Annotated in this window: 14 protein-coding genes; 2 read left to right on the forward strand and 12 right to left on the reverse strand. The window is 72.4% G+C overall.

Features of this window, described 5'->3' with window-relative positions; translation table 11 throughout:
* Positions 1-23: 23 nt before the first annotated feature.
* Genes ACIBK9_RS15200 through ACIBK9_RS15210 form a run of 3 tightly spaced genes read right to left on the reverse strand, consistent with a single transcriptional unit; the run spans position 24 to position 7,017 of the window.
* Positions 24-1,883 carry a glycoside hydrolase family 97 catalytic domain-containing protein gene (locus ACIBK9_RS15200; RefSeq protein WP_397158493.1) on the reverse strand — a complete coding sequence of 620 codons (1,860 nt, stop codon included), beginning with the start codon at positions 1,881-1,883 and terminating at the stop codon, positions 24-26.
* A 41-nt stretch (positions 1,884-1,924) separates the two neighbouring features.
* On the reverse strand, positions 1,925-5,536 hold the full coding sequence (locus ACIBK9_RS15205; RefSeq protein WP_397158495.1) for a beta-galactosidase: 3,612 nt from the start codon (positions 5,534-5,536) through the stop codon (positions 1,925-1,927).
* On the reverse strand, positions 5,533-7,017 hold the full coding sequence (locus ACIBK9_RS15210) for a twin-arginine translocation signal domain-containing protein (RefSeq protein ID WP_397158497.1): 1,485 nt from the start codon (positions 7,015-7,017) through the stop codon (positions 5,533-5,535). Before ACIBK9_RS15210 ends, ACIBK9_RS15205 begins: the two co-directional genes overlap by 4 nt.
* A 142-nt stretch (positions 7,018-7,159) precedes the next feature.
* Between ACIBK9_RS15210 and ACIBK9_RS15215 the strand changes: the two genes are divergently transcribed.
* Positions 7,160-7,942: a polysaccharide deacetylase family protein gene (locus ACIBK9_RS15215; RefSeq protein WP_397158499.1), complete on the forward strand. Its 783-nt coding sequence runs from the start codon at positions 7,160-7,162 to the stop codon at positions 7,940-7,942.
* Here the strand turns inward: ACIBK9_RS15215 and ACIBK9_RS15220 are convergent.
* From ACIBK9_RS15220 to ACIBK9_RS15260, 9 genes are all read right to left on the reverse strand, one after another.
* Positions 7,867-11,019: a hypothetical protein gene (locus ACIBK9_RS15220; protein WP_397158501.1), complete on the reverse strand. Its 3,153-nt coding sequence runs from the start codon at positions 11,017-11,019 to the stop codon at positions 7,867-7,869. The genes ACIBK9_RS15215 and ACIBK9_RS15220 overlap by 76 nt on opposite strands.
* Positions 11,019-11,726 (reverse strand): RraA family protein, encoded by a 708-nt coding sequence (locus ACIBK9_RS15225; RefSeq protein ID WP_397158503.1) that lies wholly within the window; start codon positions 11,724-11,726, stop codon positions 11,019-11,021. The genes ACIBK9_RS15220 and ACIBK9_RS15225 overlap by 1 nt, the downstream gene beginning before the upstream one ends.
* A 91-nt stretch (positions 11,727-11,817) precedes the next feature.
* Entirely contained in the window at positions 11,818-14,970 is a 3,153-nt protein-coding gene (locus ACIBK9_RS15230; protein ID WP_397158505.1) for a sugar-binding protein, read from the reverse strand.
* A gap of 22 nt (positions 14,971-14,992) precedes the next feature.
* Positions 14,993-15,838, reverse strand: a complete 846-nt coding sequence (locus tag ACIBK9_RS15235; RefSeq protein WP_397158507.1) for an NAD-dependent epimerase/dehydratase family protein — start codon at positions 15,836-15,838, stop codon at positions 14,993-14,995.
* Positions 15,838-16,692, reverse strand: coding sequence for a carbohydrate ABC transporter permease (locus tag ACIBK9_RS15240; protein ID WP_397158509.1), 855 nt, complete (start codon positions 16,690-16,692; stop codon positions 15,838-15,840). The genes ACIBK9_RS15235 and ACIBK9_RS15240 overlap by 1 nt, the downstream gene beginning before the upstream one ends.
* Positions 16,689-17,621 (reverse strand): carbohydrate ABC transporter permease, encoded by a 933-nt coding sequence (locus ACIBK9_RS15245; protein ID WP_397158511.1) that lies wholly within the window; start codon positions 17,619-17,621, stop codon positions 16,689-16,691. The genes ACIBK9_RS15240 and ACIBK9_RS15245 overlap by 4 nt, the downstream gene beginning before the upstream one ends.
* Positions 17,618-18,976, reverse strand: a complete 1,359-nt coding sequence (locus ACIBK9_RS15250) for an extracellular solute-binding protein (protein WP_397158513.1) — start codon at positions 18,974-18,976, stop codon at positions 17,618-17,620. Before ACIBK9_RS15250 ends, ACIBK9_RS15245 begins: the two co-directional genes overlap by 4 nt.
* A gap of 114 nt (positions 18,977-19,090) precedes the next feature.
* Positions 19,091-20,341 carry an enolase C-terminal domain-like protein gene (locus ACIBK9_RS15255; protein ID WP_397158515.1) on the reverse strand — a complete coding sequence of 417 codons (1,251 nt, stop codon included), beginning with the start codon at positions 20,339-20,341 and terminating at the stop codon, positions 19,091-19,093.
* 15 nt (positions 20,342-20,356) lie between these two features.
* Complete coding sequence (locus tag ACIBK9_RS15260; protein ID WP_397158517.1) at positions 20,357-21,961, reverse strand: hypothetical protein; 1,605 nt, start codon at positions 21,959-21,961, stop codon at positions 20,357-20,359.
* Between the two features lie 89 nt (positions 21,962-22,050).
* Between ACIBK9_RS15260 and ACIBK9_RS15265 the strand changes: the two genes are divergently transcribed.
* Complete coding sequence (locus tag ACIBK9_RS15265; protein ID WP_358299374.1) at positions 22,051-23,175, forward strand: GntR family transcriptional regulator; 1,125 nt, start codon at positions 22,051-22,053, stop codon at positions 23,173-23,175.
* The last annotated feature ends 10 nt before the right edge of the window (positions 23,176-23,185 follow it).

The raw sequence follows: 23,185 nt of genomic DNA on the forward strand, positions 1-23,185 counted from the left end.
ACGCTTCTCGTCCGCCTTGAGCCCTACCGCGGGAGCAGGCGGGCGACGAAGCCGCCGCCCGGGGGCATGGCGGGCAGCCGGAACGCCTCGTCCGCCGCGACGTCGGAGACCGCCACCGCGTCGCGGTCCGCGCCGTCGCCGACCAGGCGCCAGGTGCCGCTCAGCGGCCCGAGGCGCCCGAGGCCGAGGGTGGCCGCCGGGCGCGCGACCGGGCCGTTGATGCCCGCCAGCCACCAGGTCCCTCCCGTACGGCGGGCCAGCACGACGTGGTCGCCCGGCTCCCCCGCCAGCCCGACCGTGTCGTCCCAGGCGGCCGGCACGGCCCGCAGCACCTCGCGCACCTCCGCCGGCTGCGCCCGGTAGGACTCGGGCGAGTCCGCGAAGTGCAGCAGCCCCGACTCGTAGACCACCGCGAGCGCCAGCTCGTGGGCCGCCGTGGTCCTGCGGGGCCGCAGCGCGTCGCCGAAGGTCACCGGCGTGTAGTCCATCGGGCCGATCACGTTGCGGGTGAACGGGAGCACGGTGTTGTGCCACACGGCCTCCTCCGCGAACGCCGGCCCGAACAGGTACCACTCGGCCCCGCGCACGGCCTCCAGCGTCATCAGGTGCGGCCACGTCCGCTCCCAGCCGCGCGGGATGGTGCTGCCGTGGAAGTTGACCATCAGCCCGGCCTCGGCCGCGTCCCGCAGGATGCCGAGGTAGTGCGCGATCCCGGCCTGCTTGTCGGAGTGGAAGAAGTCGACCTTGATCCCGGCGATCCCCCAGCCCGCGATCCTGGCCAGCTCCGCCCGCCGCGTCTCGGGCAGGTGCATGAGGTCGCGCGGCCCCTCGGTCGAGTCGTTGTTCGGCCCGGCGGAGTTGTACCAGAGGAACAGGCGCACGTCCCGTTCCGTGGCGTAGCGGACCAGGTCGCGGATCTCCTGCTCGGTGTGGACCGTCCAGTTCGCGTCGACGAGCGAGTACTCCCAGCCCATCTCGCCCGCCAGGTCCACGAAGCGCCGCAGCGCGGCCAGGTCGCGCGGGCTGGCGTTCTCCGACCACCAGCTCCACGACACGCGTCCCGGCCTGATCCACGAGGTGTCGTTGATCGCGGCGGGCTCGGCCAGGTGCCACACGGTCGTGGACCCGATCAGCCCGGCCGCGGTGTCCGCGATGGCGACGAACCGCCACGGGAGCGTCCACGGCAACGCCGAGGTGGCCAGGGCGTCGCCGTGCCCGAGGCCCTCGTCCGGGTCGGGGCCCAGCACGCCGTACTCCCGGCCGGCCGGGACGGGGGCCAGCCGGGTGCCGTGGAAGGTCTCGTCGAGCCCGGCCTCGGAGAGGAGCAGCCACTGCCCGTTCACCTCGAACGTGGCCGGCAGGTCGTACGAGCGCGCGCCGGTCGGGGTGCCGATGGGCACGCCGTTGGTGTAGAGGTTCTCGTGGGCGGGTCCGCCGCCGTCGGAGGGCGAGGTCGGCTGCGCCCAGGCCCGCCCTTCCGCCGCGAACGCGAAGGTCGTCAGCTCCCTGGTGACCGTGGCCGTGCCGGAGCCCTCGGGGAAGCGGTAGCGGAAGGCGACGGCGTCGTCCAGGACGCGGAGGTCGAGGTCGAGGCGCGCGCCGTTGCGTCCGCGCACCGACAGCGTCGCCGCCGTGGACCGCTCGCGCAGCACGGCGCGCTTGCCGTGCGCCGCGACGTGACCGTCCTCCCGCACCTCGGCCACGGGTTCGGCGACCAGGGTGAGCCCGTCGTGGAACGACGCGTCCCGCCGCTCGACGCCGAGCCTGGACCGCCGCAGCAGTACGACGCCGCGCCGCCGCACGTCGTAGAAGAGCCGGCCCTGGTCGTCCAGTGAGACGTCGAGCTCGACCGCGCCCTCGGGCGACTTCACGGTCCACAACACGTTGGTTTCCTTTAGTCCGATGGGTGGAATAAAAAACGGCTTCACCGGAGCGTCAGAAGGCGCGGCGTCAGCGGGGCCAGCTCCGTCCGCGACCGGTCGAGTCGTTCCCCGGTGAGCAGGTCCTGGAGCTCGCGCGGCCCGCGGCCGTGGAGCCTGATCGTCACCACTTCCGGCCGCTTGCCGTAGTTCGTCACGCCGACCAGCCAGCGCCTGCCGTCGTGCACCGGCCGCCACTCGACGTCCACGGGCGGGCCGCCGGACGTCCGCTCCAGCGTCACCACGTCGAGCCGGAGCCGCCGTGCCAGGCCGAGGACGGCGGCCCCGATGCCGGCCGGGCCGTCGGCCTGCAGGACGGTCGCCTTCCTGAGCACCTGCGCGCGCTCACCGGCCGGAAGGGCCTGGTTCCGCTCGTCGCGCGTCAGGGCGTCGGCGCCCGCGACGACGAGCCGGGCCTTGCCGGCCAGGTCCCGCAGCCCTGGCAGGCAGGCGGACGGCAGATGCGTCACCCCGGGTGCGATCACCGTCTTCACCCCCTCGGCGGCCTGCCGCCCGGACAGGCCGGACTCGGTGACGAAGTGCACGGGGACCCCGTTCATGGTTAGGGCCTTGTACACCTCGCGCACCGCGGCCAGGTGCTGCGCGGAGTACACCGACGAGGTGCGCGAGTACAGGATGCCGACCCCGGCCCCGGCGCCCTGCAGCAGGGCCACCTCGGCGGCGAACCGGTTCAGGTCCAGGCTGGTCCGGCCGGCCGCGGCGATCACGTCCGGCCGGTGCAGCATGCTGCCCGCCAGCGTGGACGCCGCCTCGGTGGTCCGCGCCCACACCCAGAAGGCGGTGGCGGAACGGCCGTGCAGGGCGCCCTGCCACAGGTCCGCCGCGACGTGGGCCGCCTCCACCTTCGAGTACGACGTGCTGCGGTCGGGGATCACGTGGTCCTCGGAGTCGAACACCGGGGTCCGCGCGATGCCGGCCTGGAGGTCGTAGAACGCGAACTTGCCCAGGAAGCCGTCGGCGCCCTGTCCCGGGTAGTTCGACGCGTCGTTGCCCGACAGCTGGGAGAAGGTGGCCCACTGCTCGGGATCGGGGCCCCACAACAGGTAGTTGCGGTCCTTCAGGGTGCTGCCCACCATCTTGGAGTGCACCGGGACGTCCGGGGCGATGTCGTGGACCACCTCGGCCATCCACGCGTGCCACGCGGCGAACGCCCTGGTGTTGAAGGTGATCCAGTCGTGACACCGCACGGTCGGCTCGACCGCCCGCACGCCGGGGGCGGGCACCTCGTCGAAGGTCCGGTGGGCGGTGCCGTACACCTTGTTGAGCTCGGCGATGTCGCGGTACTCCGCGGTGAGGAAGCGCGCCCAGCCGCGCCTGGTCGACGGGCTCGCCGTGTCGACGTAGCGCGGCTCGTTGCTGAGGATCAGGCTGTGCAGCGCCGGCGACTTCGCGATCCTGGGGATGATCGCACGCAGGAACGCCTCGATCACCTCCCGCGCCAGCGGGTGGTGCACGTCGTATCCCTCGGCCAGCTTGAGCTCGGGGTGCCTGGCCGTCAGGAAGGCCGGGAAGTACTGCGGCGCCAGCAGCAGGCTCAGGGCGACGTTCGCCTCGGCCGCCGCCGCGAGCCAGCGGACCGGGCCCCGGTCGATCTCGTACGGCGACACCGCGTACTCGCCGCTCGCCGCGACCGTCACCGCTTCGTCGAACCCGCCGTTGCCCGCGATGTTCTCCGGACCCGTCCCGTCGGCGCGCGTGATGGTCACGTCGTCGATCCACAGCGCCCCGACCTGGCCCTCGCAGATGATCGAGAAGCGGTAGGACGACACGTTGCCGGGGGTGAGGGCGAACTCGACCTGCTGCCAGTCGTAGCTGCCCTCCGGCGGGTAGTAGCGGGTGGCCCAGGTGGCGGTGGGGATCGACACCGCGCGAAGGGTGACGTCCTGCCCCTTGATCCACGCGCGGACCCGGTAGGCGGCCCCCGGCTCCACGGTCAGCAGCTGGGAGAACTGGCGGTAGTTGTTCGGCCTCCTCGGACCGGCGAACGACACGCGCAGGGACGCGGCGGAGCCGTGCGAGACCGACGCGTCGCGGGCGAAGGTCACCGCCGCGTCGCCGACGCCCGTCGTGCCCCAGCCCGGGATCGCGTCCGGCGGGACGATCGCGCTCTGCGGCCCCATCTCCAGGGCGCAGGCGTTGAAGCCGAGATCGGCCAGCCTGGGGATGTCGGCGACCACCTCGGCCCATCCCATCGGGCCGCTGAACACGACCGGTCTGCCCTTCCTGGTCGTCGTGCCGTCGGAGACCGTGCCGGTGAACATCCAGTCGTCGCGGCCGATCGGCCCGGTGACGTAGCGCGGCACCCGCGTCCCCCGCGCCTTCCCGGCGGCCAGGGAGCGCAGGCGGGTGAGGAGGTGGTCGGCCATCGCCGTCATGGTGACCGTGTTGTAGGTGGCGCGCCACCTCTGACCTGCCGTGACGTCGTCGCGGGTGTAGCCGGTGAACTTCTCCAAGGTGGTCGCGTCGACGCGTTCGTAGTGAGTGGGGATCCCCCGGTCCTCGCACTGTGCCAGCAGGTCCCCGGCCGTCCTGACGGATGCGGCGATCCCGGCGAGGTCCCGCGCGATCGCCTCCGCCGACATCGTGACCCGGCCGGTCGCCGCCAGATCGGTGGTCGCGCCGCCGGTCAGGTCCTTGACCGAGGCGGTGATCGCGAGCTCGCCCGCGGTCGTCGCGGTGATCGGGATCGTGAGCCGCAGGGTGGTGCGAGCCGGGATCGTCGCGGGGGTCGCGGCGCCGTCCGGGCCGGTCACCTCGACGCGGCGGTCTGCGTCGTCCCAGTTCAGGACGTAGATCGCCGCCTCGATCGTGGACCCCGCCTCGACCTCGTCCTCGTCGAGGGTGATCCAGGCCTGGCACGCGCCCGACTCGGGCAGGGCCGCCAGCCGCACGAACTCCTGCGCGGACTTGCCGGTGGCGATGCCGGGACGCCACTGGATCCAGCCCCGCCGGTGCGCGCCGTCGTTGTCGTTGACGATCGCGTTGAACAGCACCGAGCCGCCGGGAGCCGGGGCGTCGACGCCGGTCGAGGCCCACGGGAATGCCGCCAGGTAGTGCGTCTTCGTCCCCTCGCGCCGAGCGGTCAGCGTGACGTCGCCGACCGGCGAGGTGACCGGGCCGTCGCTGAACCGGTAGACCTCGGGGCCGCCGTCCAGCAGCGCGAGGCCGTACTCCGGGCCGTATCCGCCGCCGCTGTCGCCGAAGGCGATCTGGAGCCCGTCGCCCTGCCACTGGTTGGTGCCGCCGATCGGGTGGTGGACGTCGTCGGTCACCGTCGCGGCGACGTACAGACGTTCGGCGTCGTAGCCGAGCGCGAGGTCGGCCGACAGGTCGTCCGCGCCGGCCCACCCCGTGATGGACACCTGGTCGTCGCGGCTCGGCAGGCGGGCGCAGAACGCGCCGCCGAGGTCCCCCGCCGCGGCGAGCCTCACGAGCGGGAGGTGCGCGCCCCGTCCGAGCAGCGCCGTCAGCTGTTCGCGGGTCAGCAGGGCGGAGCGCGGGTCGGCGGCCGCCCACTGGGCGGTGACGGCGGGGAGCACGGCGGCGGTGGCGGAGACGCCGACGCCGCGCAGGAAGGTACGGCGGGAGATTGTCACAAGGAGACCTCGAGATAGCAGGTGCGGATGCTGGAAGCGGCGTTGTAGGCGGCGGCGGCCGACCCCGGCGCGTCGGCCAGCGGCACGGTGACCGTGTCGCCGGTGAGGACCAGCGGCGTGCGCTGACCGGTCAGGTCCACGCGTACCGCGACGGCCGTCGGCGGCGGCGAGGCCAGGGTGAAGGTCACGTGCGTGCCCGCCCAGCCGGCCGGGGTGTGGACGGCGATGACGATCCTGCTGCCGCCGACCAGGAACCCTTCGACGGAACCGGCGGCCCAGTCCCGGGCCGTCGTGAGCCCGGCGTCGTTGGTGTGGGTGTCGTAGGTCTCGGGCACCACGCCGTCGAAGAGGTCGGCGACGGTGGCGAGGCAGACGCCGTGGGAGGTCGGCGTCCCGTCGGCTGCGCGCAGGTAGCGGCCGGCGTCGGCGGCGGACGCCGAGGCGGGCGCCTGCCAGGCGTACCAGAGCAGCTTGAAGCCGTCCGGCCGCTGCGCGAGGCCGCGCGTGATCGCCCAGTGCAGCAGTCCCGGGTACACCAGGGCGGCCGCCGCGGGGCTGGTCGAGTAGCCGATCTCGGTCTGCCAGATCGGCAGCGACGTCCCCAGCGCGGCGACGCACGCGACCCGCAGCGACTCCAGGTCGGACGGCTTGTAGTAGTGCACGTCGAACACGTCGATGCTGGACCAGGCGCTCGTCTCGGTCAGCAGGGCGGTGAAGCGGGCGATCGCCGCCACCGAGGGCCAGCCGCCGTAGACGACCTTGCCGCCGTGGCCGCGGATCACCGCCGACGCGGGCTTGTGGATCTGGTCGACGTACTCGTACGGGCTGCCGTACCAGAACCCCGCCGACCAGTACGCCTCGTTCCACACCTGGAAGTACTCGACCCCGTAGGTGCCGCGCAGGATCCCCACGACGTGGTCGACGAACGCGCTCCACCTCGCCGGGTCCGCCGGCGGCGTCCTGTCCTTGGGCAGCACGACGACCTCGTCCTGGAGGACTTCGCCGGTGCTGATCCGGGTCCTGGTCACCCGGCGCGACCAGCCCGAGCCGGTGTTCGCCTGGGCGGCGCCGACCTCGTACCGCACGTCCCAGTGCGTCCAGCCGTACGCCGTCGTCCGGGCGGCCCAGGGGGCGGAGTAGGCCAGGACCGGGAGCAGGGTGACGCCGTTCAGCGCGGCGGCGGCGAACCGGGCGCCGAAGGCGTGGACGGCGGTGTCGTCGTACGTCCCCTGGGCCGGTTCGACGGCGGCCCAGAGGACGTCGGCGCGATCCCACGACATCCCGGCCAGGGCGCCGATCCCGGGACCGGCCCCGGCGGCGTGGTTGGTGCCGAGCAGCGCCCCCAGCGGCACGGGCGTCGCGGCGGCGTTCGCCGGCCCGGGGAGCCCGAGCACGGCGGCGGCCGTGCCGAGACCCGCGCCCGCGAGGACGGCACGGCGGGAGAGGGCACGAGGAACGTCGGGCGGATCGGCTGCGGTCACGGGTTCTCCTTCGCGAACGGCGACTAAATCCATCCCCCGGATTAAGTGGAGACTAGAGATCCGGACCACCTCCCGTCAACGGACGCGGACGAGGGACGTGTACGCCTTCAAGTTGACGCGTTAACACGTTATGATCACCGTCATGAGCGGCATCCTGCTGATGACCTTCGACGACTTCTTCGTCCCCGAGTGGAGCGCGGTGCGCGGCCTGTTCAGGGAGTACGGCGCGCGGGTGACGTTCTTCGTCAGCGAGCCGTACAGGATCGACGACGACGGCTGGAAACGGCTGCGCGAGCTGGCGGACGACGGGCACACCGTGGGGGCGCACGGCTACCGGCACCTGTGGGCGCCCGACCGGATCGCGGCTCTCGGCGGCGACGGCTACCTGGCCGAGGACGTCACCCCGTGCCTGGCGGCGCTGCGCGCGCACGGGTTCGAGGCCGCCTGCTTCGCCTATCCGGTGAGCCGCCGCGACGAACAGTCGGACGCGGTGCTGGGCGGGGTGTTCCCCCGGTTGCGCGGCGGCGCCCGGCACCCGGCCGGGGGCGGCCTGGACACCGTGGACGAGATCTTCACCCCGGTCGCCGAGCTCGCCCGGCGCCGCGTGCTGATCGGGGCCGGGATCGACACGGGCAAGCTGTTCAAGCCCGCCGGGGTCGACGACGCCTCGGTGCGTTCGGCCCTGGTGCGCGCGGCCGGGCGGCAGGAGGCGGTGACGTTCTACGCGCACGCGGTCGCCGACTCGCACGAGTGCAACCACGTGTCACCGGCGCGGCTGGAGACGGTGCTGGCCCAGGCCGCCGAGCTGGGACTCGACGTCCTGGGCTTCGACGACCTGGACCGGACCGCTCAGACGAGCTGGGCGGAGCGGAACAGCGCCGGGTTCTTCGGCGCGCTGCCGACGCCGCTCCCCCATTCGAGGTAGCCGTCGCGGGCGTCGCCGCCCGTTCCGCCGTCGGCGTCGTTGACGAGGAACGAGATCCCGATCACGCCGGTCGGCGGCTTGTCGTAGCCGAGCGACGCCCACGGCACGGCCAGCCGGTACGTGGTGGTCTTGGCCGTCTCGTCCCTGGTGATGGCGACGTCGGCGCCCGGGGTCGGCCCGGCCGGGCCGGTCCAGGTGTAGGCGGCGGGCCCCGACGGCAGCAGGGCCGCGCCGATCTCGACGCGTTCGCCGGTGAGCTCGCCCGGGAAGGCCGAGTACAGGCTGAACTGCACGGAGTCGACCTGCCAGGTCTGCGACGGGTCGGTGCGGGCGGCGTTGTGCACGTCGTCCTTGATGACCGCGTCCAGGATCAGCGCGTCCGGGCTGTGCGTGAACCGGATGGTCCCGGACAGGTCGTCGGGGCCGGTCCGGGTGCCGCCGCGCAGGCCCACCCAGCGGCCGAGGCCGTTCAGGTCGATCGGGTCCAGGGTGGTCGCCCCGGCCTTCTCGATCGGACTGAAGCTGAGCGACCCGGTGTCGCTCGCGTTCCCGGCCGTGACCGCGTAGCTGTAGTTCACGTACGGCAGGGCGTCCGGCACCAGCACCTCCACCGAGGCCGAGCCCAGCGCGGGCACCTCGGCCGGATCGGCGACCACCCCGCGCCACGAGCCCACCTGCCAGCCGACGGAGCTCAGCTTGACCGGCGTGGACGGGCTGTTGTTGGTCACGGTGACCCGGAGCTTCCTCCCGTCGACGACCGGCCGCCCGTTGACCGTGTACGGCCTGACCACCTGGGTTCCCGAGCGCAGCCGGGCGATGGGGCCGCGGTCGTCGGCGGCCGTCGCGGTGACCGGCCTGCGGCCGGTCACCGGAGTGGCGGGCAGCTCCAGCGTGACCGACGTCTTCCTGCCCTTGCGGGTGACCAGGTCGGCCTTGACGCCGCCGGCGGCCACGGCCAGCCTGCCCGGCAGCTTCGCGCCGCCGGTGCGGTCGGCCGTGACGGTCACGACCAGCTTCTCACCGGTGACCGACTGCTCGGGGGCGCTGACCGACAGCGGCGAGGCGCCGGCCTTGACCGAGGAGACGGGGCCGGAGACGAAGACGGGGCTGCCGTCCAGGTCGAGCCGCACCTTGCCGGCCTGCGGCCTGAGCGTGCTGACCGCGCCGAACTGGTCGGTCAGCGTGACGTCGCCGAGCGCGCTGAGCGTGACCGAGCGGGGCTGGACGGCCCACAGCAGCCGGGTGCCGCCGCTGATCGGGTAGGAGTGGACGTCGGCGTCGCCGGTGTCCTGGCGGGCGCCGAGCGTGCGGCCGGCGAGCTTGCGGATCAGCACGGCCTGGGAGATCGCGGCCGGCTTGGGCGAGGGGGCGGCGACGCCGGAGGCCGGGCGGCGGAACAGGCCGAAGCGGTGCTCGCGCTCGCCGGCGTTGTCGCCGTCGTCGATGAGGTCGTACCAGAAGTACTTGTCCGCGCCCGCGCTCCTGGCCAGCGTCTGCGCCCTGATCAGGTAGTCGGCCTGCTGGGCCTCGGTGGAGCCGGCGGTGTGGGTGGGCCAGCCGTTCTCGCTGATCCAGATCGGCATGTCCTTCCTGGCCTTGACCTTCGCCACGAGCTGCGGGAACTCGGTCGTCATCACGGTCCGCTCGGGCGGCGTGCCGGCCCCGGCGTCGGCGTAGCCGTAGAAGTTGACGCTCAGCGTGTCGAGGTAGTCCAGGCCGCCGAGGGCGAAGAACTGGTCGTGCCAGGCGAGCTGGGTGCCGGCCGAGGTCGGGCCGACCACGTTGGCCGCGGGCACGGCCTGGTGGATGGCCGGGTAGAGGGCCTTGACGACGTCGAGGTAGCACTGCGGGGTGATGCCGCAGGCGCCGTCGTTGAAGCCGGTGGAGTTGTACTCGTTGTAGACCGAGACGTCCTTGGTGAAGGATGCGTAATTGGCCGCCACGGCCGCGCCGAAGCGGGCGAACGCGGCCAGACCGGCGGGGGTGCTGGGCGTCTTGCCGCCGTCGTACAGCGGGTTGCGGTAGCCGAGGATGGGCATCGTGGTGATGCCGTTCTCATGCGCCTTGCGCAGGCCGGTGTCGAGGGCGCCGGTGAAGTCGTAGACGCCCGCCTGCTTCTCGATGCCCGACCAGTTGGCGTCGGAGCGCACCTCGGTCCATCCGATCTGCGCGGCCGTCCTGAGCAGCTGTTCCTCGATGCCCGGCTGCCAGCCGTAGTGGATGGCGGCGGCGAAGTACGGATCCCTCGTGGCGAGCGGGGTGACGACCCCGAACGAGGTGGAACGAGTGGTGACCCCGGTCGAGACGGTCAGCCGGTAGTAACCCGGGCCGAGATCGGAAATGTCGATCTTCGTGGTGCCGCCGGCCACCGCCCGCGTGCCCGACCGCAGCGGGACCCCGTTCGGGTCGCCGATGGTCCACTCGACCTGGTCGGCCGCCGCGGCGACGTCGATCGTGTTCGTCCCCTGGGTGAAGACCAGCGACGGGTTGGTGATCGTGAGCTGCGACGGGTCGGTGAAGTGCACCTCGACCCTGCTGAAGCACACGGCGGGGATCGAGGCGGCGTCGGCCTTGACGTTGAGCCGGAAGTCGGCGCCGTTGACCCGGTTCTTGAAGTTGATGTCGCTGAGCCCGATGACCGAGCTCTTCCACGTGCCGGTGCCGGTCAGCGCCACGTTGGCGCTGCCGGTGAAGGCGCCGGCCTTGCCGTCGTAGTGCACGTCGAGACCGACCGGTCCGGCGTCGAAGTAGCGGACCACGACCCAGGCGCGGGTCGCCCCGGCCGGGATCGCGGCGTCGGCCACGTCCACGTAGACGTAGCGGTTGTACGGCGTGCCGGACATCTGCCAGCACGACTCGCCGCCGCGCTCGCTGACGGCGTGGGCCGGGTCCTTGTCGCCGTCGCCCGGCCACGCCTTGACGACGCCGGTGTAGACGGGGTCGGCGCCGAGCACGGCCGTGGCCGCCGCCGCGGCGCTCGCGCTCTGCGCGGGCAGGGCCGTCAGCAGTGCCGTCAGCAGCCCGGCCGCCAGGATGGCCGCGCAGGCGGCGGCCACCCTCCTTGAGATGATCTTCATCAGCGGGATTCTCCTTGCCGTCCGTAGCGCTCTCCGGCCGCGCGGGCGAAGTCCTCGCCCGCCGCGCCGAGGTCGGCGATCACCTGCTCGTGGGAGCGGCCCGCCGCCTGCGCGGCGGGGATGACGGTGCCGCACTCGTTGGCGTCCATGAAGGCCGCCGCTTCCAGCAGTCCCTCCTCGTCCTCGGCCGGGATCGCCAGGAACCCGTGCTGGTCGGCGTGCACGAGCTGCCCCGGCTCGACGACCTGCCCGAACACCTCGACCGGTACGCCCCAGCGCACCGGGCGGACATGGGCGTGCCCGACGCACAGCCGCCTGGCGAGGGCCTTGAACCCGGCGCCGGTCATCTCGTCCAGGTCACGGATCGCGCCGTCGGTGATGGTGCCGACGCAGCCCAGCGCGCGGTGCGCGCCGCTGTTGACCTCGCCCCAGAACGAGCCGACGGTTCTGGGCTTGTCGAGGTCCTGCACGACGACGATCTTCGGCCCGTCGACCGAGGCCACGTAGCGCCGGTAGTCGTCCCACACGTCAGCGGGGTGCTCCGGGTTGCCCGGCTCGATGACGACGGTGACCGTCCGGCCGACCATGGGGCCCATCTGGGGCATGAAGTCGCGCGATTCCTCCTGGTGGAAGGCGATGTCGCGCTGGGTGATCTGTTCCCAGCCGTTGTAGACGGTGGGGGTGTTCCAGCGTTTCAGCCGATGCATGCCACTCCTAGGTGACGCTCGTGATCGGGCCCCGCGCGAAGACCGGTGCGGGTCCCGGTGGGCAGGGTGAGGTGGGGGCAGGGGGTTTCGTCTACTGCCCGATGAAGCGGGCGGGGCGGAAGAGGGCGGGGTTCTTCGTCCCGGCGATGCCGGAACCCCATTCGATCCAGCCCTCGCGGCCGGTCCCGTCGTTGTCGTTGGCGACGACGGACAGGCTGAACAGGCCGTCCTGCGGGGTGAGCGGGGCCAGTGCCGCCCAGGGCAGCGACAGCTCGTAGACGGTCTCCCCGGCCGTCTCGTCCCGGGTGACGGCGACCTTGGCGTCGGGTTCCGGTCCGTCGCCGAGCCAGCGGTGGAACTGCGGGCCCTGGGCGGTCAGCGCGAGGCCGAGCTCGGACCAGGTGCGCGTCTCGCCGGGCAGCCCGGCGGCGACGGCGAACTGCAGGGAGTCGCCCTGCCAGATGTCGGCTCCGGTGCTGGTCTGGGTGTGGACGTCGTCGTGGATCCTGGCGCTGAGGTAGAAGCGGTCGGCGTCCCAGGTGACGTGGAGGATGCCGCTGAGGTCGTCCGGCCCGCCGTACGAGGGGATCTTGACGGTTCCGTCGGCGAGGTCGACGGCCGGGCGGCCGGTCAGGTCGTCGGGCACGCCGTCGACGGTGATCGTGGCGCGGCCGGCCCGGTTGAGCGCGCCGTCGGCGACGCGGGCCACCCGGCCGGTGACGCCGACGCCCGCGACGGCGTCCAGCCGCAGCTCGTACGGCCCGGCGGGCAGGTCCGCCAGCGGAAGGCGCTCGGTGCGCGAGCCGCCCGCGGGCACGGTCCCGGCGATCGGAAGCGTGCCGGTGCGAGCGCCGAAGGTCCAGCCGAGGTCGCCGGGGGCGAGTTCCTTGGCCGACAGGTTGCGCACGGTGATCGCCAGGTCGTCGGGCAGCACGTGCCTGGCGGTGACCGCGAACGGCTGCGTCACCTCGACCCGCGAGCCGAGTCTGGCGACCGGCCTCCCGTGGATCTTCAGGCGGCCGACGAGGTCGAGCGGGCCGGTGCGGGTCACGGCGGGCAGCGACACCGGGATCTCGGCCCTGCGCCCGCCGCGCACCGACACCGGCACGTCGACGTCGCCGACGGCGAAGCTGCCGCGTACGGCGGGGCCGCGCGTGGCGTCAACGGCCAGCTTCAGCTCGATCCCCTCGCCGACGACGGCGCCGCCGCCGGTGATCGTGTAGCGGGCGGCGTCCTCCAGCACGGCGTCACCGCGCACGTAGATCGGGTCGCCGGACAGCGAGAGCGTGACGCGGCCGCCGAGCGGGCGCAGCACCTCGCTCCCGCCGGTCAGGTCGGTGACGGTGAGCGGGGCGTCGGTGCGCAGCGAGACGGTCGCGGGCTGGGCCGACCACAGGACGCGGAGGTCATGGCCGTCCTTGCGGAAGAGCTGACGGCCCTCGGCCTCCTGCCTGACGTAGGCGGCCCCGGTGAGCTGCCTGGTCATGGCGGCGTAGGCGACGTAGCCGGGCTTGGGCGTCCACCGGCCGGAGGCGTCGGCGGTGTTGCGCACCAGGCCGAAGTTGTCCTCGTTGAGCGCCGGATCGGTGCCGTCGTTCATGAAGTCGTACCAGAAGAACCGCTGCACGCCCTTGGCCAGCGCCGCCACGTGGGTGCGGACCACGTAGGCGGCCTGGACGGCCTCGGTGACGCCGCGCGCGTCGGCGTGGGTGGGCCAGCCCTGCTCGGTGATCCAGATGGGCTTGGACCGGCCGTTGTTGTACTTCCTGACCAGCGCGTCGAGGTCGTCGATGCTCTTGGCGGCCGACTCGGGGGTGCCCGGATAGACGTAGGGGTGGATGGAGACGGCGTCGAGGTACTTCAGGGCGCCGAGCTTGAACAGCTCCTCCAGCCAGGCGAGCGGCACGCCGGCGGAGGCCGGGCCGACGACCGTGACCTGCGGGTGGTCGGCCTTGACCTTTTCGTAGGTGGCCTTCAGCAGCGGGAAGTAGTAGTCGGCGCGCGAGTCGGCCGGGCCGTCGCCGCGGTCGCCGAAGCCGATGTTGAACTCGTTGTAGACCTCGATCCACGGCAGGTCGTACGTGCCGACCAACGCCGAGGCGTAGGCGGCGTAGGCGGCGCGGCCCGCGTCGGTGTACGGCGTGGCGTTCCCGTCGTGGTGGGGGTTGGTGTAGGCGGCGATCGGCAGCCAGCGCATGCCCTTGGCGTCGAGCGTGGCGTGCAGCGGGTCGTAGCGCCCGTACTCGTAGACGCCCTCGGTCTTCTCGATCGACTCCCAGAACGCGTCGTCGCGCACGGTGCGCACCCCGGCCTTGGCGGCCAGTTCGAGAAGGTCGCCTCCGGGAGCGCCCCAGTCGGCCCGGGTGAAGTGACCGGCCACGCCGAACGGGGAGTCACCCGTCGCGGTGAAGGGCGTGAGCACGGCGAACGTGGTCTCCTTGGTGGCGATCGCCGTCCCGGCCGAGGTCGCGGTCACGCTGAGCCGGTAGTGCCCCGGCCTGGCGACCGGTACGGCCAGCGTCCCGGGAGTTCCGCCGCCCGCGGCCACCTGGACGCCGGACAGGTCGCGTACGGTCCAGGTCAGCGCGTCGCCCCGGCTCGTCACGTCGAACGAGGGCTGGGCGGGCTGCACGAACACGTTGCCCACGGCCCGCTGCCCCAGGGCGAGGTCGGGGGCGGGCGCGGTGATCGTGACCCCGTCGAGCCGGAGCTGCCCGGTGCGCTCGACGAGGAACGCCACCCGCTTGGCCGGCCCGTGCCAGACGCCGTCGCCGGCCCCGCCGAAGTGCTGGTAGGACTGCCCGGCGGTGAAGGAGGTGACGGTGAGCCGTTGCCAGTCGCCGCCCGCGGCCAGCGGCAGCCGCTGCTGGTGGGTCTGCCCGGTGCTGTCCACCAGCCGGAGCGTCACCGTGGGCAGTGCGGGCGAGCGCGCCCAGAGCGACAGCGCCTTGAGGTCGGCGGCCGTGGCGTACCCGGCCTCGACGTACTTGCCGCCGGCGGTGAGGTCGGCGGTCAGCAGGGCCGAGCGCGCTCCGGTCCTCGCGTCGGCCGCGTCGCTGGTGAGGGCGCCCTTGGCGCCGGGGAACTCCGGGCCGAGCCCCAGGGCCCAGCCCTGCGTGCCGTACTCGAAGTCGCCGACGACCTGGTCGATGTCGGTGGCCGCGTGGGAGGGCGCGGCCAGGAACGGGACGGAAAGTAGGGAGATGATGACGGTTCGTAACCAGAGATGGATGCGGGATCTCATGGGGGGTGGATCCTCTCCGTTGTCAGAGCTGGTACAGGTGCTCCGCCTCGAAGCCGAGAACCCGGCGGGCCCGGGTCACGTCGATCGGCACGGCCCGGCCGGGCAGGGCGGCGCGCAGCGGGGAACGGGGCAGGAAGTGGCGGACGAGTTCCGCGGTGGGCAGCGGGACGATGGTGTCGGGGGCGGCCACGAACAGCACGTGGGAGCCGTCGATCGGCCGGGTGACGCCGAGCCAGCAGGCGGTGGCCGCGTCCCGGGAGTCGAGGTAGGCCCACAGGTCGGCGACTCCCCTGGCCGGCTCGGCGGCGAACTCGGCGGCCCGCTCGGGCAGCCGGTCCTCGGGGCCGCCGACGAACGGGAAGCGCAGCGCCACCACCGTCATGCCGTGCAGCCGGTGGATCATGCGCGCGGTGGACTCGTCGGCCTCCTTCGACAGCGCGTACGGGTCGGCGGCCAGCAGCGGGTGCGCCTCGTCGACAGGCAGGTAGGCCGGTTCCAGGCGGTGCGGGGAGAACGGCATGCCGAGCACGCTGAGGCTGCTGGCGATGACCGCCCGGCGCACCCCGGCCCGGCCCGCCTCGTCGAGCACCGCGAACGTGGCGCCGGTGTTGTTGAGGTAGACCTCCTGCGGAGGGTTGTCGTTGGGGCTGGGGATGGCCGCCAGGTGGATCACGGCGTCGACGCCGTCCAGCGCCCGCCGTACGACCTCGGGGTCGCCCGCGTCGCCCACGACGACGCGGTCGGCCTTGAGGTCGCCCGGATCCTCCAGGACCAGCGCGGTCACCGGCACGTCCTCGGCCGCGCAGCGCGCGAGGACGGCCCGGCCGATCAGCCCGGCGGCGCCGGTGACGAGCACTCTGCTGAGCATCAACCTTTGACCCCCGTGAACCCCACGCCGCGCACGATGTACTTCTGGAAGACGATGAAGACGAGCACGGGCGGCATCAACGCCATGAACATGCCGGCGATGACCATGTTCTCCTCGGCGAACTCCGCCAGCCTGGGCAGCGCCACCGAGATCGGGTGCAGCTCGCCGTCGGAGATGGCCACCATGGGCCACAGGAAGTCCTTCCAGGCGCCCATGATCGTCAGCAGGGACGTCACGGCCAGGATGGGCTTCGACATGGGCAGCACGATGTGCCAGAACATCCGCCACGGTCCGGCCCCGTCGACCTGGGCCGCGCCGAACAGCTCGCGCGGGATCCCGTCGAAGAAACGTTTCATCAGCAGGACGGTGAAGGCGTGCGCGGCGTGCGGCAGCCACACCGCCCACGTGGTGTCGGCGATGCCCACGTCGAGCACCGTCAGGTAGAGCGCGACGAGCGACACGCTGCCCGGCAGGAACAGCGTCGCCAGGATCGCGCCGTAGACGTACTTGCCGTAGCGCGGCCGGAGCACCGACAGCGCGTACGCGCCCATGACCGACACGACGATCTGCGCCAGCCACGACCCTCCGGCCAGGACGACCGTGTTGAGCATGAAGTGGCCGATGCGCAGCCTGCTCCAGGCTTCGGCGAGCAGCGACCAGTCGGGGGCGGCCGGGTAGAGGCGCAGTGGGTCGGTGAGCAGTTCCCGCGTCGGGGAGATCGCCCCCTTGACCGTCCACAGGATCGGGCCGAGCCCGGCGACGAGCACGCCGAGGAAGACGGCGAACTGGGTCGAGCCGAGCACCGCGCGTACGCCGCGCTTCTTGCGGTCGGAGTCGGAGATGAGTCCGCTCATGTCGTGCTCCAAGCCTTCGTCATGCGCAGGTACACCGCCGACAGCAGGCCGAGCACGACCGCCAGCAGCACCGACAGCGCGCCGGCCATGCCGTAGTCGCCGTAGACGAAGGCGTACCGGTAGATGAGCAGCAGGACGGTCACCGTCGCGTCCTCGGGGCCGCCGTCGGTCATGACGAACGGCTCGGTGAAGACCTGGAAGGTGCCGATGACCTGCAGCAGCAGCATGAGCAGCAGCACGCCGCGGAGCTGGGGCAGCGTGATGTGCCACACGCGCCGCCGGATCGACGCGCCGTCGCTCTCGGCCGCCTCGTACAGCTCCCTGGGGACGCTGGTCAGCGCCGCGATGTAGATCAGCACGGTGCCGCCCGCGCCCGCCCAGGTGGCCTCCAGCACCAGCGAGGGCATCGCCCACCGCGTGTCCTGCAGCCACGGGAACGGGCCCAGGCCGACGAGCCCGAGCAGGCCGTTGAGCAGGCCGTAGTCGCTGTTGTAGAAGAACTTCCACATCATGATCGCCACGACCGGCGGCACCGCCACCGGCAGGTAGACCAGCACGCGGAACAGGCCGCCGCCCTTGCGCAGCTCCGACATGACCACCGCGAGGAGGACCGGCACGGGGAAGCCGAGGATCAGGGCGAGGACGGTGAACCAGAGCGTGTTCAGCGCGGCCTTGCCGAGCAGCGGATCGGCGAACAGGTTGGCGAAGTTCTGCCAGCCGACCCAGCTCGCCGCCTCGACCAGGTTGGTGCGCTGGAAGGCGAGCATGGCGCTCTGCAGGATCGGCCACCAGGAGAACACCGCGAACACGAGCACCAGCGGCGCGAGGAACAACACCGAGGCCACCGCGTAGGGGTGCCGGGCCCGGCGCCGCCGGGGCGGGCGCGGCGTGGTGACCGCCGCGTCCGCCTGCTCGGCCAGCGCCGTCACTGCTGCGACCTGTCCAGGATCGGCTTCACCTTCTCGACGGCCTTGGTGATCTCGGCCGCAGGGTCGGCGTCCTGGCGGGTCAGCACCGCCTGGACGACCGTGTCGAGCGCGGCGTAGAGCTCCTGGCCGGCGACGGGCGGCTCGGAGATGAACTCCTGCGCCTTCACGCCCTCGTTGTAGGTGGCGAAGTGCTCCCAGTCGACGTTGGAGACGGCCTTCTCCGCGGCCATCACCGGGTCGGAGACCGCGGGGGCGAAGAACGGCAGCTGCGGCACGGCGGCCACGAGACCGTCGGCCTTCTTCTTCTCGGCCCGCTCGGTGGCCAGGGCCGGGTCGTACTTGGGCCGCAGGTAGACGGCGTCGATCCACTTGACCGCCGCCTGGCGCTGCTCGGGCGTGGCCTTCGGGCTGACGACGGCGACCGTGCCGCCCAGCAGCGTGCCCTTGCCCGACCCGGACGGCAGCGTGGTCTGGCCGTACACCTCAGGCTTGCCGTTGAACTTGGCGACGTAACTGCCGTAGAGGTTGGGCGCGCCCATCATCATCGCGACCTTGCCGGCGGCGAAGTCACGCAGCAGGTCGTCCTGGTTGCGCAGGTGCTGGGTGCCCATCGAGCGGTCGTCCCAGCGCATCGCCTTGAGCAGGGCGAGGGCCTGCCTGGTGGGGGCGTCGTCGAAGGCGGGGACGACCTTGCCGCCCTCCTCCTTCTCCATCCGGCCGCCGTAGGAGTAGGTCATGGTCGTGAGCATCCAGCCGCCGGTGTTGGCGGTGGCGTGCATGCCGAAGCCGGGCACCCCGGTCCTGTCGCTGATCGTCTTGGCGGCGGCCCGCACCTCGTCCCAGGTGGCCGGGGGCTTGTCGGGATCGAGCCCGGCCTTGGTGAACAGTTCACGGTTGTAGACGAGGCCGGCGGCGTACGCCTCGGTGGGCAGGCCGTAGATCTTGCCGTCCGGGGTGCTGCTCGGGGCCAGGATGCGCTTGTCGAAGTCGGACTTGGCGAGCAGCTTCAGGTCCGCGGTGAGGTCGGCGACCTGGCCGCGCCTGATCATGGCCTGCGGGTCGGTCAGCGGGACGCGGAAGACCGTCTCCAGCTGGCCCGCGGCCAGGCGCGCCGCGAACGTCTTGACGTCGTACTGCGTCTCGGTCGGCTTGACCTTGATGGTCGGGTTGGCCTTCTCGAACTCGGCGACCTGGGCCAGGAAGTTCTTCTGGCTCTCCGGCTGGGTGCTGGGCGGCATGCCGGAGACGGTGATCTCGGTCTTGCCGCCGGACGTGCCGTCCTGCCCGCCGCCGCACGCCGCGACCGCGGCCAGGAGCAGCAGACCCGCGGCTCCTCTAGCCATGTACGTGTTCATCGGGACTCCAAGTTCATGCCGGGGGGCGAGTCGAGTCGAACGCTATATATGACGCGTTAACGTGTAAAGCACGGGATGGTAACGCGCACGAAATGCAACGAGTTAACGCGTCAACTAAGGTGGCTCTATGCCGCCGTCGGGGCGGCGGACCCGCGCGGCCCACCGCTCGTGCAGGTGCGTGACCGGCGGGTACCCGGCGGCCAGCTTCTCGTCCAGCTCGATGCCCCAGCCGGGCAGGTCCGCGGGACGCAGGTGACCTCGGACGGGATTGAGCGTGCCGGGGAACACCTCGCACACGCTGTCGGGGTAGACGTGCCCCTCCTGGATGCCGAACGCGGGCGTGGTGACGTCCAGCGCCAGGTTCGCCGCCACGCCGACGGGCGAGACGTCGCCCGGGGAGTGCCAGGCCGTGCGCACCCCGGTCAGCTCGCAGAGCGCGGCCAGCTTGCGCGCCGGGGTCAGCCCGCCGACGGCCGAGACGTGGCAGCGCAGCAGGTCGACGCCGCCGCCCAGGACCAGCCTGGCCGCGTCGGGCACCGAGACGAGCAGCTCGCCGACCGCGATGGGCGCGGGCGAGGCCGCCCGCACCTCGGGCAGCCGGTCGTAGTGCTCGGGCGCGACCACGTCCTCCAGGAAGAACAGCCGGTACGGCTCCAGCGACCTGGCCAGCAGGATCGCCTCCTTCGGCGTGAGCCGGCTGTGCACGTCGTGCAGCAGCTCGACGTCCTCGCCCAGGACCTCGCGGGCCCGGTCGAACAGGGCGGGGGTGGTGCGCAGGTAGTGCCTGACGTCCCAGCCGTCGGGATGCGGCGCGTCCGGGTAGGCGTTCGCCCTGCCGGGCGCTCCGTAGCCGCCCAGCCCCGGTTGCCCGGTCTGCAGCCTGACGTGGCGATATCCGGCGGCCATGAGCCGCTGGGCGTGCTCCAGCGTGCCCTCGACGGTGGCGCCCTCGGCGTGCAGGTAGACGGGCGCCGCCGCGCGCACCCGGCCGCCGAGCAGCTCGTACACGGGCATGCCGGCGCGCTTGCCCGCGATGTCCCACAGCGCCATGTCGACGCCGGACAGCGCGTTGTTCAGCACCGGTCCGCCGCGCCAGTAGGACGACAGGTGGATCATGCGGGTGATGTCCTCGATGTCGGCCGGATGGCGGCCGATCAGCATCGGGCCCACGTGCTCGTCCACGGCCGCGGCGACAGCGTGGAAGCGCTGGGTGAAGGTGGCGCAGCCGAGGCCGTACAGGCCGTCGTCGGAGGTGTCGATCCGCACCACGACCAGCGGGATGCCCTCGGGCGCCGTGACGACGGCACGCACCCGCGTGATCGTCAGCCCGTCCCTGGGCGGCCAGGGGGCCTGGGTTTCCTGCATGCGGGGACGCGCCTTTCAGAAGCGGGTGGGACGGGCGGGCACGGCGACCTCCAGGCCGCCCCACGACCAGCGGACCTCCTCCTCCCCCACGGCGCTGAGCAGCGCCTGCGCGGTGGGTTCCGCGCCTTCCGCGAGCAGTTCCACAGCGAACCCGGCGCGCAGGATCGCGTGGTGGAAGTCGACCGGTCGGCGCGGCCCGCTGTACAGCACCGCCTCGACGGCGACCTCGTCCTCGCCGCGGGCCAGGGCCCAGGTGGCGGGCTCGCCGAGGAAGGCGGCCGCGCCGGTGTGCACGACCGCCCTGCGCGTTCCGGCGGCGAGCTCGAAGACGCCGTCGCCCAGCTCGCGGCCGTGCACGCCCCGGCCGCGCAGCGTGACGCGCAGCCGCAGGTCGCCCACGTCGAAGACGCTGCCTTCTGGCTTGTCCAGGTTTGGATGGAAGTCGCCGGAGTCGTAGGTGAGCCACCATCCGGCCAGCGCCCTGGGCCCGTCCTGCGCCTGACGGCACCACGCGGCGGTCAGGTCGTGGCCGTTGTGCATGATCCGGGCGCGCAGCACCACGGCCGGGTCCTCGGGCGTGCGCCAGTAGCCGAGCAGCGGCCTGCGCTGCACCCAGGCGAACTCCTCGTTGACCGTGCCCAGCGTGGCGTCCTCGCCGAGCCAGGTGGTGCCGGTGGTCTGGCCGTCGAAGACGGTCCTGACCTGCACCTCGGGCTCGGGCAGCCGGGCGAAGCGCCCGGCCAGACGCGGCGGGCACGGCAGCGTGGGCACCATGCGCGGGGTGTCGTCACGGATCCCGACGCCGGGGCGCGCCTCGATCGGCGCCCCCGTCTGGGCGGCGAGATAACACGTCAACTCCTCGCTGAGCCAGTCGGTGTACGCGCGGGCGTGCGGTCCGGCGAGCTGCCCGGTGCCCGGGTGGAAGCGCTCGGCGAGCGCCGCCCACACGCGTTCCCGCATGACCTCGATCTGCTCCAGGAACCCCTGGTCGCGGACCACCACGTGGGCGCGTTCGCAGATCTCCAGCAGGAACGGGCTGTAGGCGGGCGAGTTGTACTCGGCGAAGGCGTCGCGTTCCAGCATCGCGGTGAGCTTGCGCCTGCCGTAGGCGAGGAACTCGGGCGTGCCGAGCAGCTCGCCGGCGCTCGCGCAGGTGACGGAGCCGAGCAGGGCGATGTTCGTGTAGCGCGGGCCGACGTTGCGCCGGAAGATGGACAGGGCCGCGTGGCGCAGCGCCTCGGCGATCCGGCCGTCGAGGACGTCCCCGTGCGCGGCCAGCACCTGGGCCAGCCGTACGCCGATGAAGTCGGCCCAGTTCCAGTCGGCCGGCGCCATGGCCTGGGGCGGCTCCTCCATGAAGTAGCCCCAGATGCCGTAGTGGTCGTCGAGCGGGTCGCGCTCCTGCAGGTCGACGATCGCGCCGAGCACCTCCTTGGCCCGGTCGAGGCGGCCTGCCTGCAGCAACGCGATCGCGTAGTCGGTGGAGGCGCGGGTGTCGTGCACGCGGCTGCCGGCCGGGATCGTGGTGTGGTATCCGTTGCTGCGTGACAGCTGCCACGGCAGCCGGTGTTCGGGGTCGTAGCGCTCGTCCTGAACCTTCAGGAACTCCTCGGGTGTCACCGCTGGGTGTCCTTTCGCCGAATGCGGCCCGACGTTAGTCTTAGCGTGTTAACGTGTCAACGATCACGAACGGGACGGATGGGGGCAGGATGAACGAATCGTCCGACAGCCAGGAGCCGCTCTACCAGCAGGTCAAGCGGGATCTGGTCGCGGCGATCTCGCGCGGTGAGTACGTGCAGGACGAGCCGTTCATCAGCCAGCGCGAGGTCTGCGAACGGTTCGGGGTGAGCACCACCACCGCGGTGCGCGCGCTCAACGAGCTGGTCACCGAGGGCTACCTGGTACGCCGGCGCGGACGCGGCACGTTCGTGGCCGACCGGCCCGTCCCGGCCGAGTCGACGCGGGAGCGCTCCATCGCCTACATCATGCACGGGCACGGGCCGCACAACTCCGACGTGATCGACGGAATCGAGTCGGTCTGCGCCGAACTCGGCTACCGGATGTTCCTGTCCAACACCAAGGGCTCACCGGCCGCCCAGGAGAAGGCGCTGCGTCAGGCGCTCGACACCCAGGCCAGCGGCGTCGCGCTGTACTCGGTCGACGCCCACCACGACTCCCCCGCCCTGGCCGAGCTGAGACGGCGGCGCGTCCCGCTGGTCATGGTCGACCGCTACCACCCCGAGTCCCCGACCGACGCGGTGCTCTTCGACAACTTCGCCATCGGCTACCGGCTGACCGAGTACCTCATCGGGCAGGGGCACCGGCGCATCACCGCGTTGTGGGACGCCACCGAGTGCACCTCGGTGCAGGAGCGCCTCACCGGGCACGTGCAGTCGTTGCGCGAGCACGGGCTGCCGGTCTCGCCGGAGCTGACCGCGCTCAAGACCTACCTGCGGCTGCCGGAGGACCGGCGGCGGGAGATGCTGGCCGGGCTGCTCGACCGGCGCGAGCCGCCGACGGTGCTGCTGTGCGCCAACGGGTTCGTGCTGGCGCACGCGGCCTCCGACCTCACCGCGATGGGCGTCGAGGTGCCCGGCCAGGTCGAGCTGGCCGGCATGGACGACGCGGGGCCGTTCGACCTGCTGCCGCTGACGGTCGCCGCCGCCCGCCTGCCGTCGCGGGAGATGGGCGAGCGGGCGATGCGGCTGCTGGCCGAGCGCATCGACCATCCCGAGACGGCGTCGGAGGTCGAGCACGTGGTGCTGCCGATCGAGATCCGCACCCGCGAGTCGGCTTCCGCCTATCTGCGCGTGGTCTCCGCCCAAACCGCCTGAACCTCCCGAG

The sequence above is a fragment of the Nonomuraea sp. NPDC050227 genome, from assembly GCF_044459705.1.
Taxonomy (GTDB): Bacteria; Actinomycetota; Actinomycetes; order Streptosporangiales; family Streptosporangiaceae; genus Nonomuraea.

Excerpts from the sequence above, each read along its gene's own strand:
- ACIBK9_RS15215 (WP_397158499.1), top strand. The coding sequence starts at position 7,160 with ATGAGCGGCATCCTGCTGATGACCTTCGACGACTTCTTCGTCCCCGAG.
- ACIBK9_RS15250 (WP_397158513.1), bottom strand. The coding sequence starts at position 18,976 with ATGAACACGTACATGGCTAGAGGAGCCGCGGGTCTGCTGCTCCTGGCC.
- ACIBK9_RS15220 (WP_397158501.1), bottom strand. The coding sequence starts at position 11,019 with ATGAAGATCATCTCAAGGAGGGTGGCCGCCGCCTGCGCGGCCATCCTG.
- ACIBK9_RS15255 (WP_397158515.1), bottom strand. The coding sequence starts at position 20,341 with ATGCAGGAAACCCAGGCCCCCTGGCCGCCCAGGGACGGGCTGACGATC.
- ACIBK9_RS15225 (WP_397158503.1), bottom strand. The coding sequence starts at position 11,726 with ATGCATCGGCTGAAACGCTGGAACACCCCCACCGTCTACAACGGCTGG.
- ACIBK9_RS15240 (WP_397158509.1), bottom strand. The coding sequence starts at position 16,692 with ATGAGCGGACTCATCTCCGACTCCGACCGCAAGAAGCGCGGCGTACGC.
- ACIBK9_RS15230 (WP_397158505.1), bottom strand. The coding sequence starts at position 14,970 with ATGAGATCCCGCATCCATCTCTGGTTACGAACCGTCATCATCTCCCTA.
- ACIBK9_RS15235 (WP_397158507.1), bottom strand. The coding sequence starts at position 15,838 with ATGCTCAGCAGAGTGCTCGTCACCGGCGCCGCCGGGCTGATCGGCCGG.
- ACIBK9_RS15265 (WP_358299374.1), top strand. The coding sequence starts at position 22,051 with ATGAACGAATCGTCCGACAGCCAGGAGCCGCTCTACCAGCAGGTCAAG.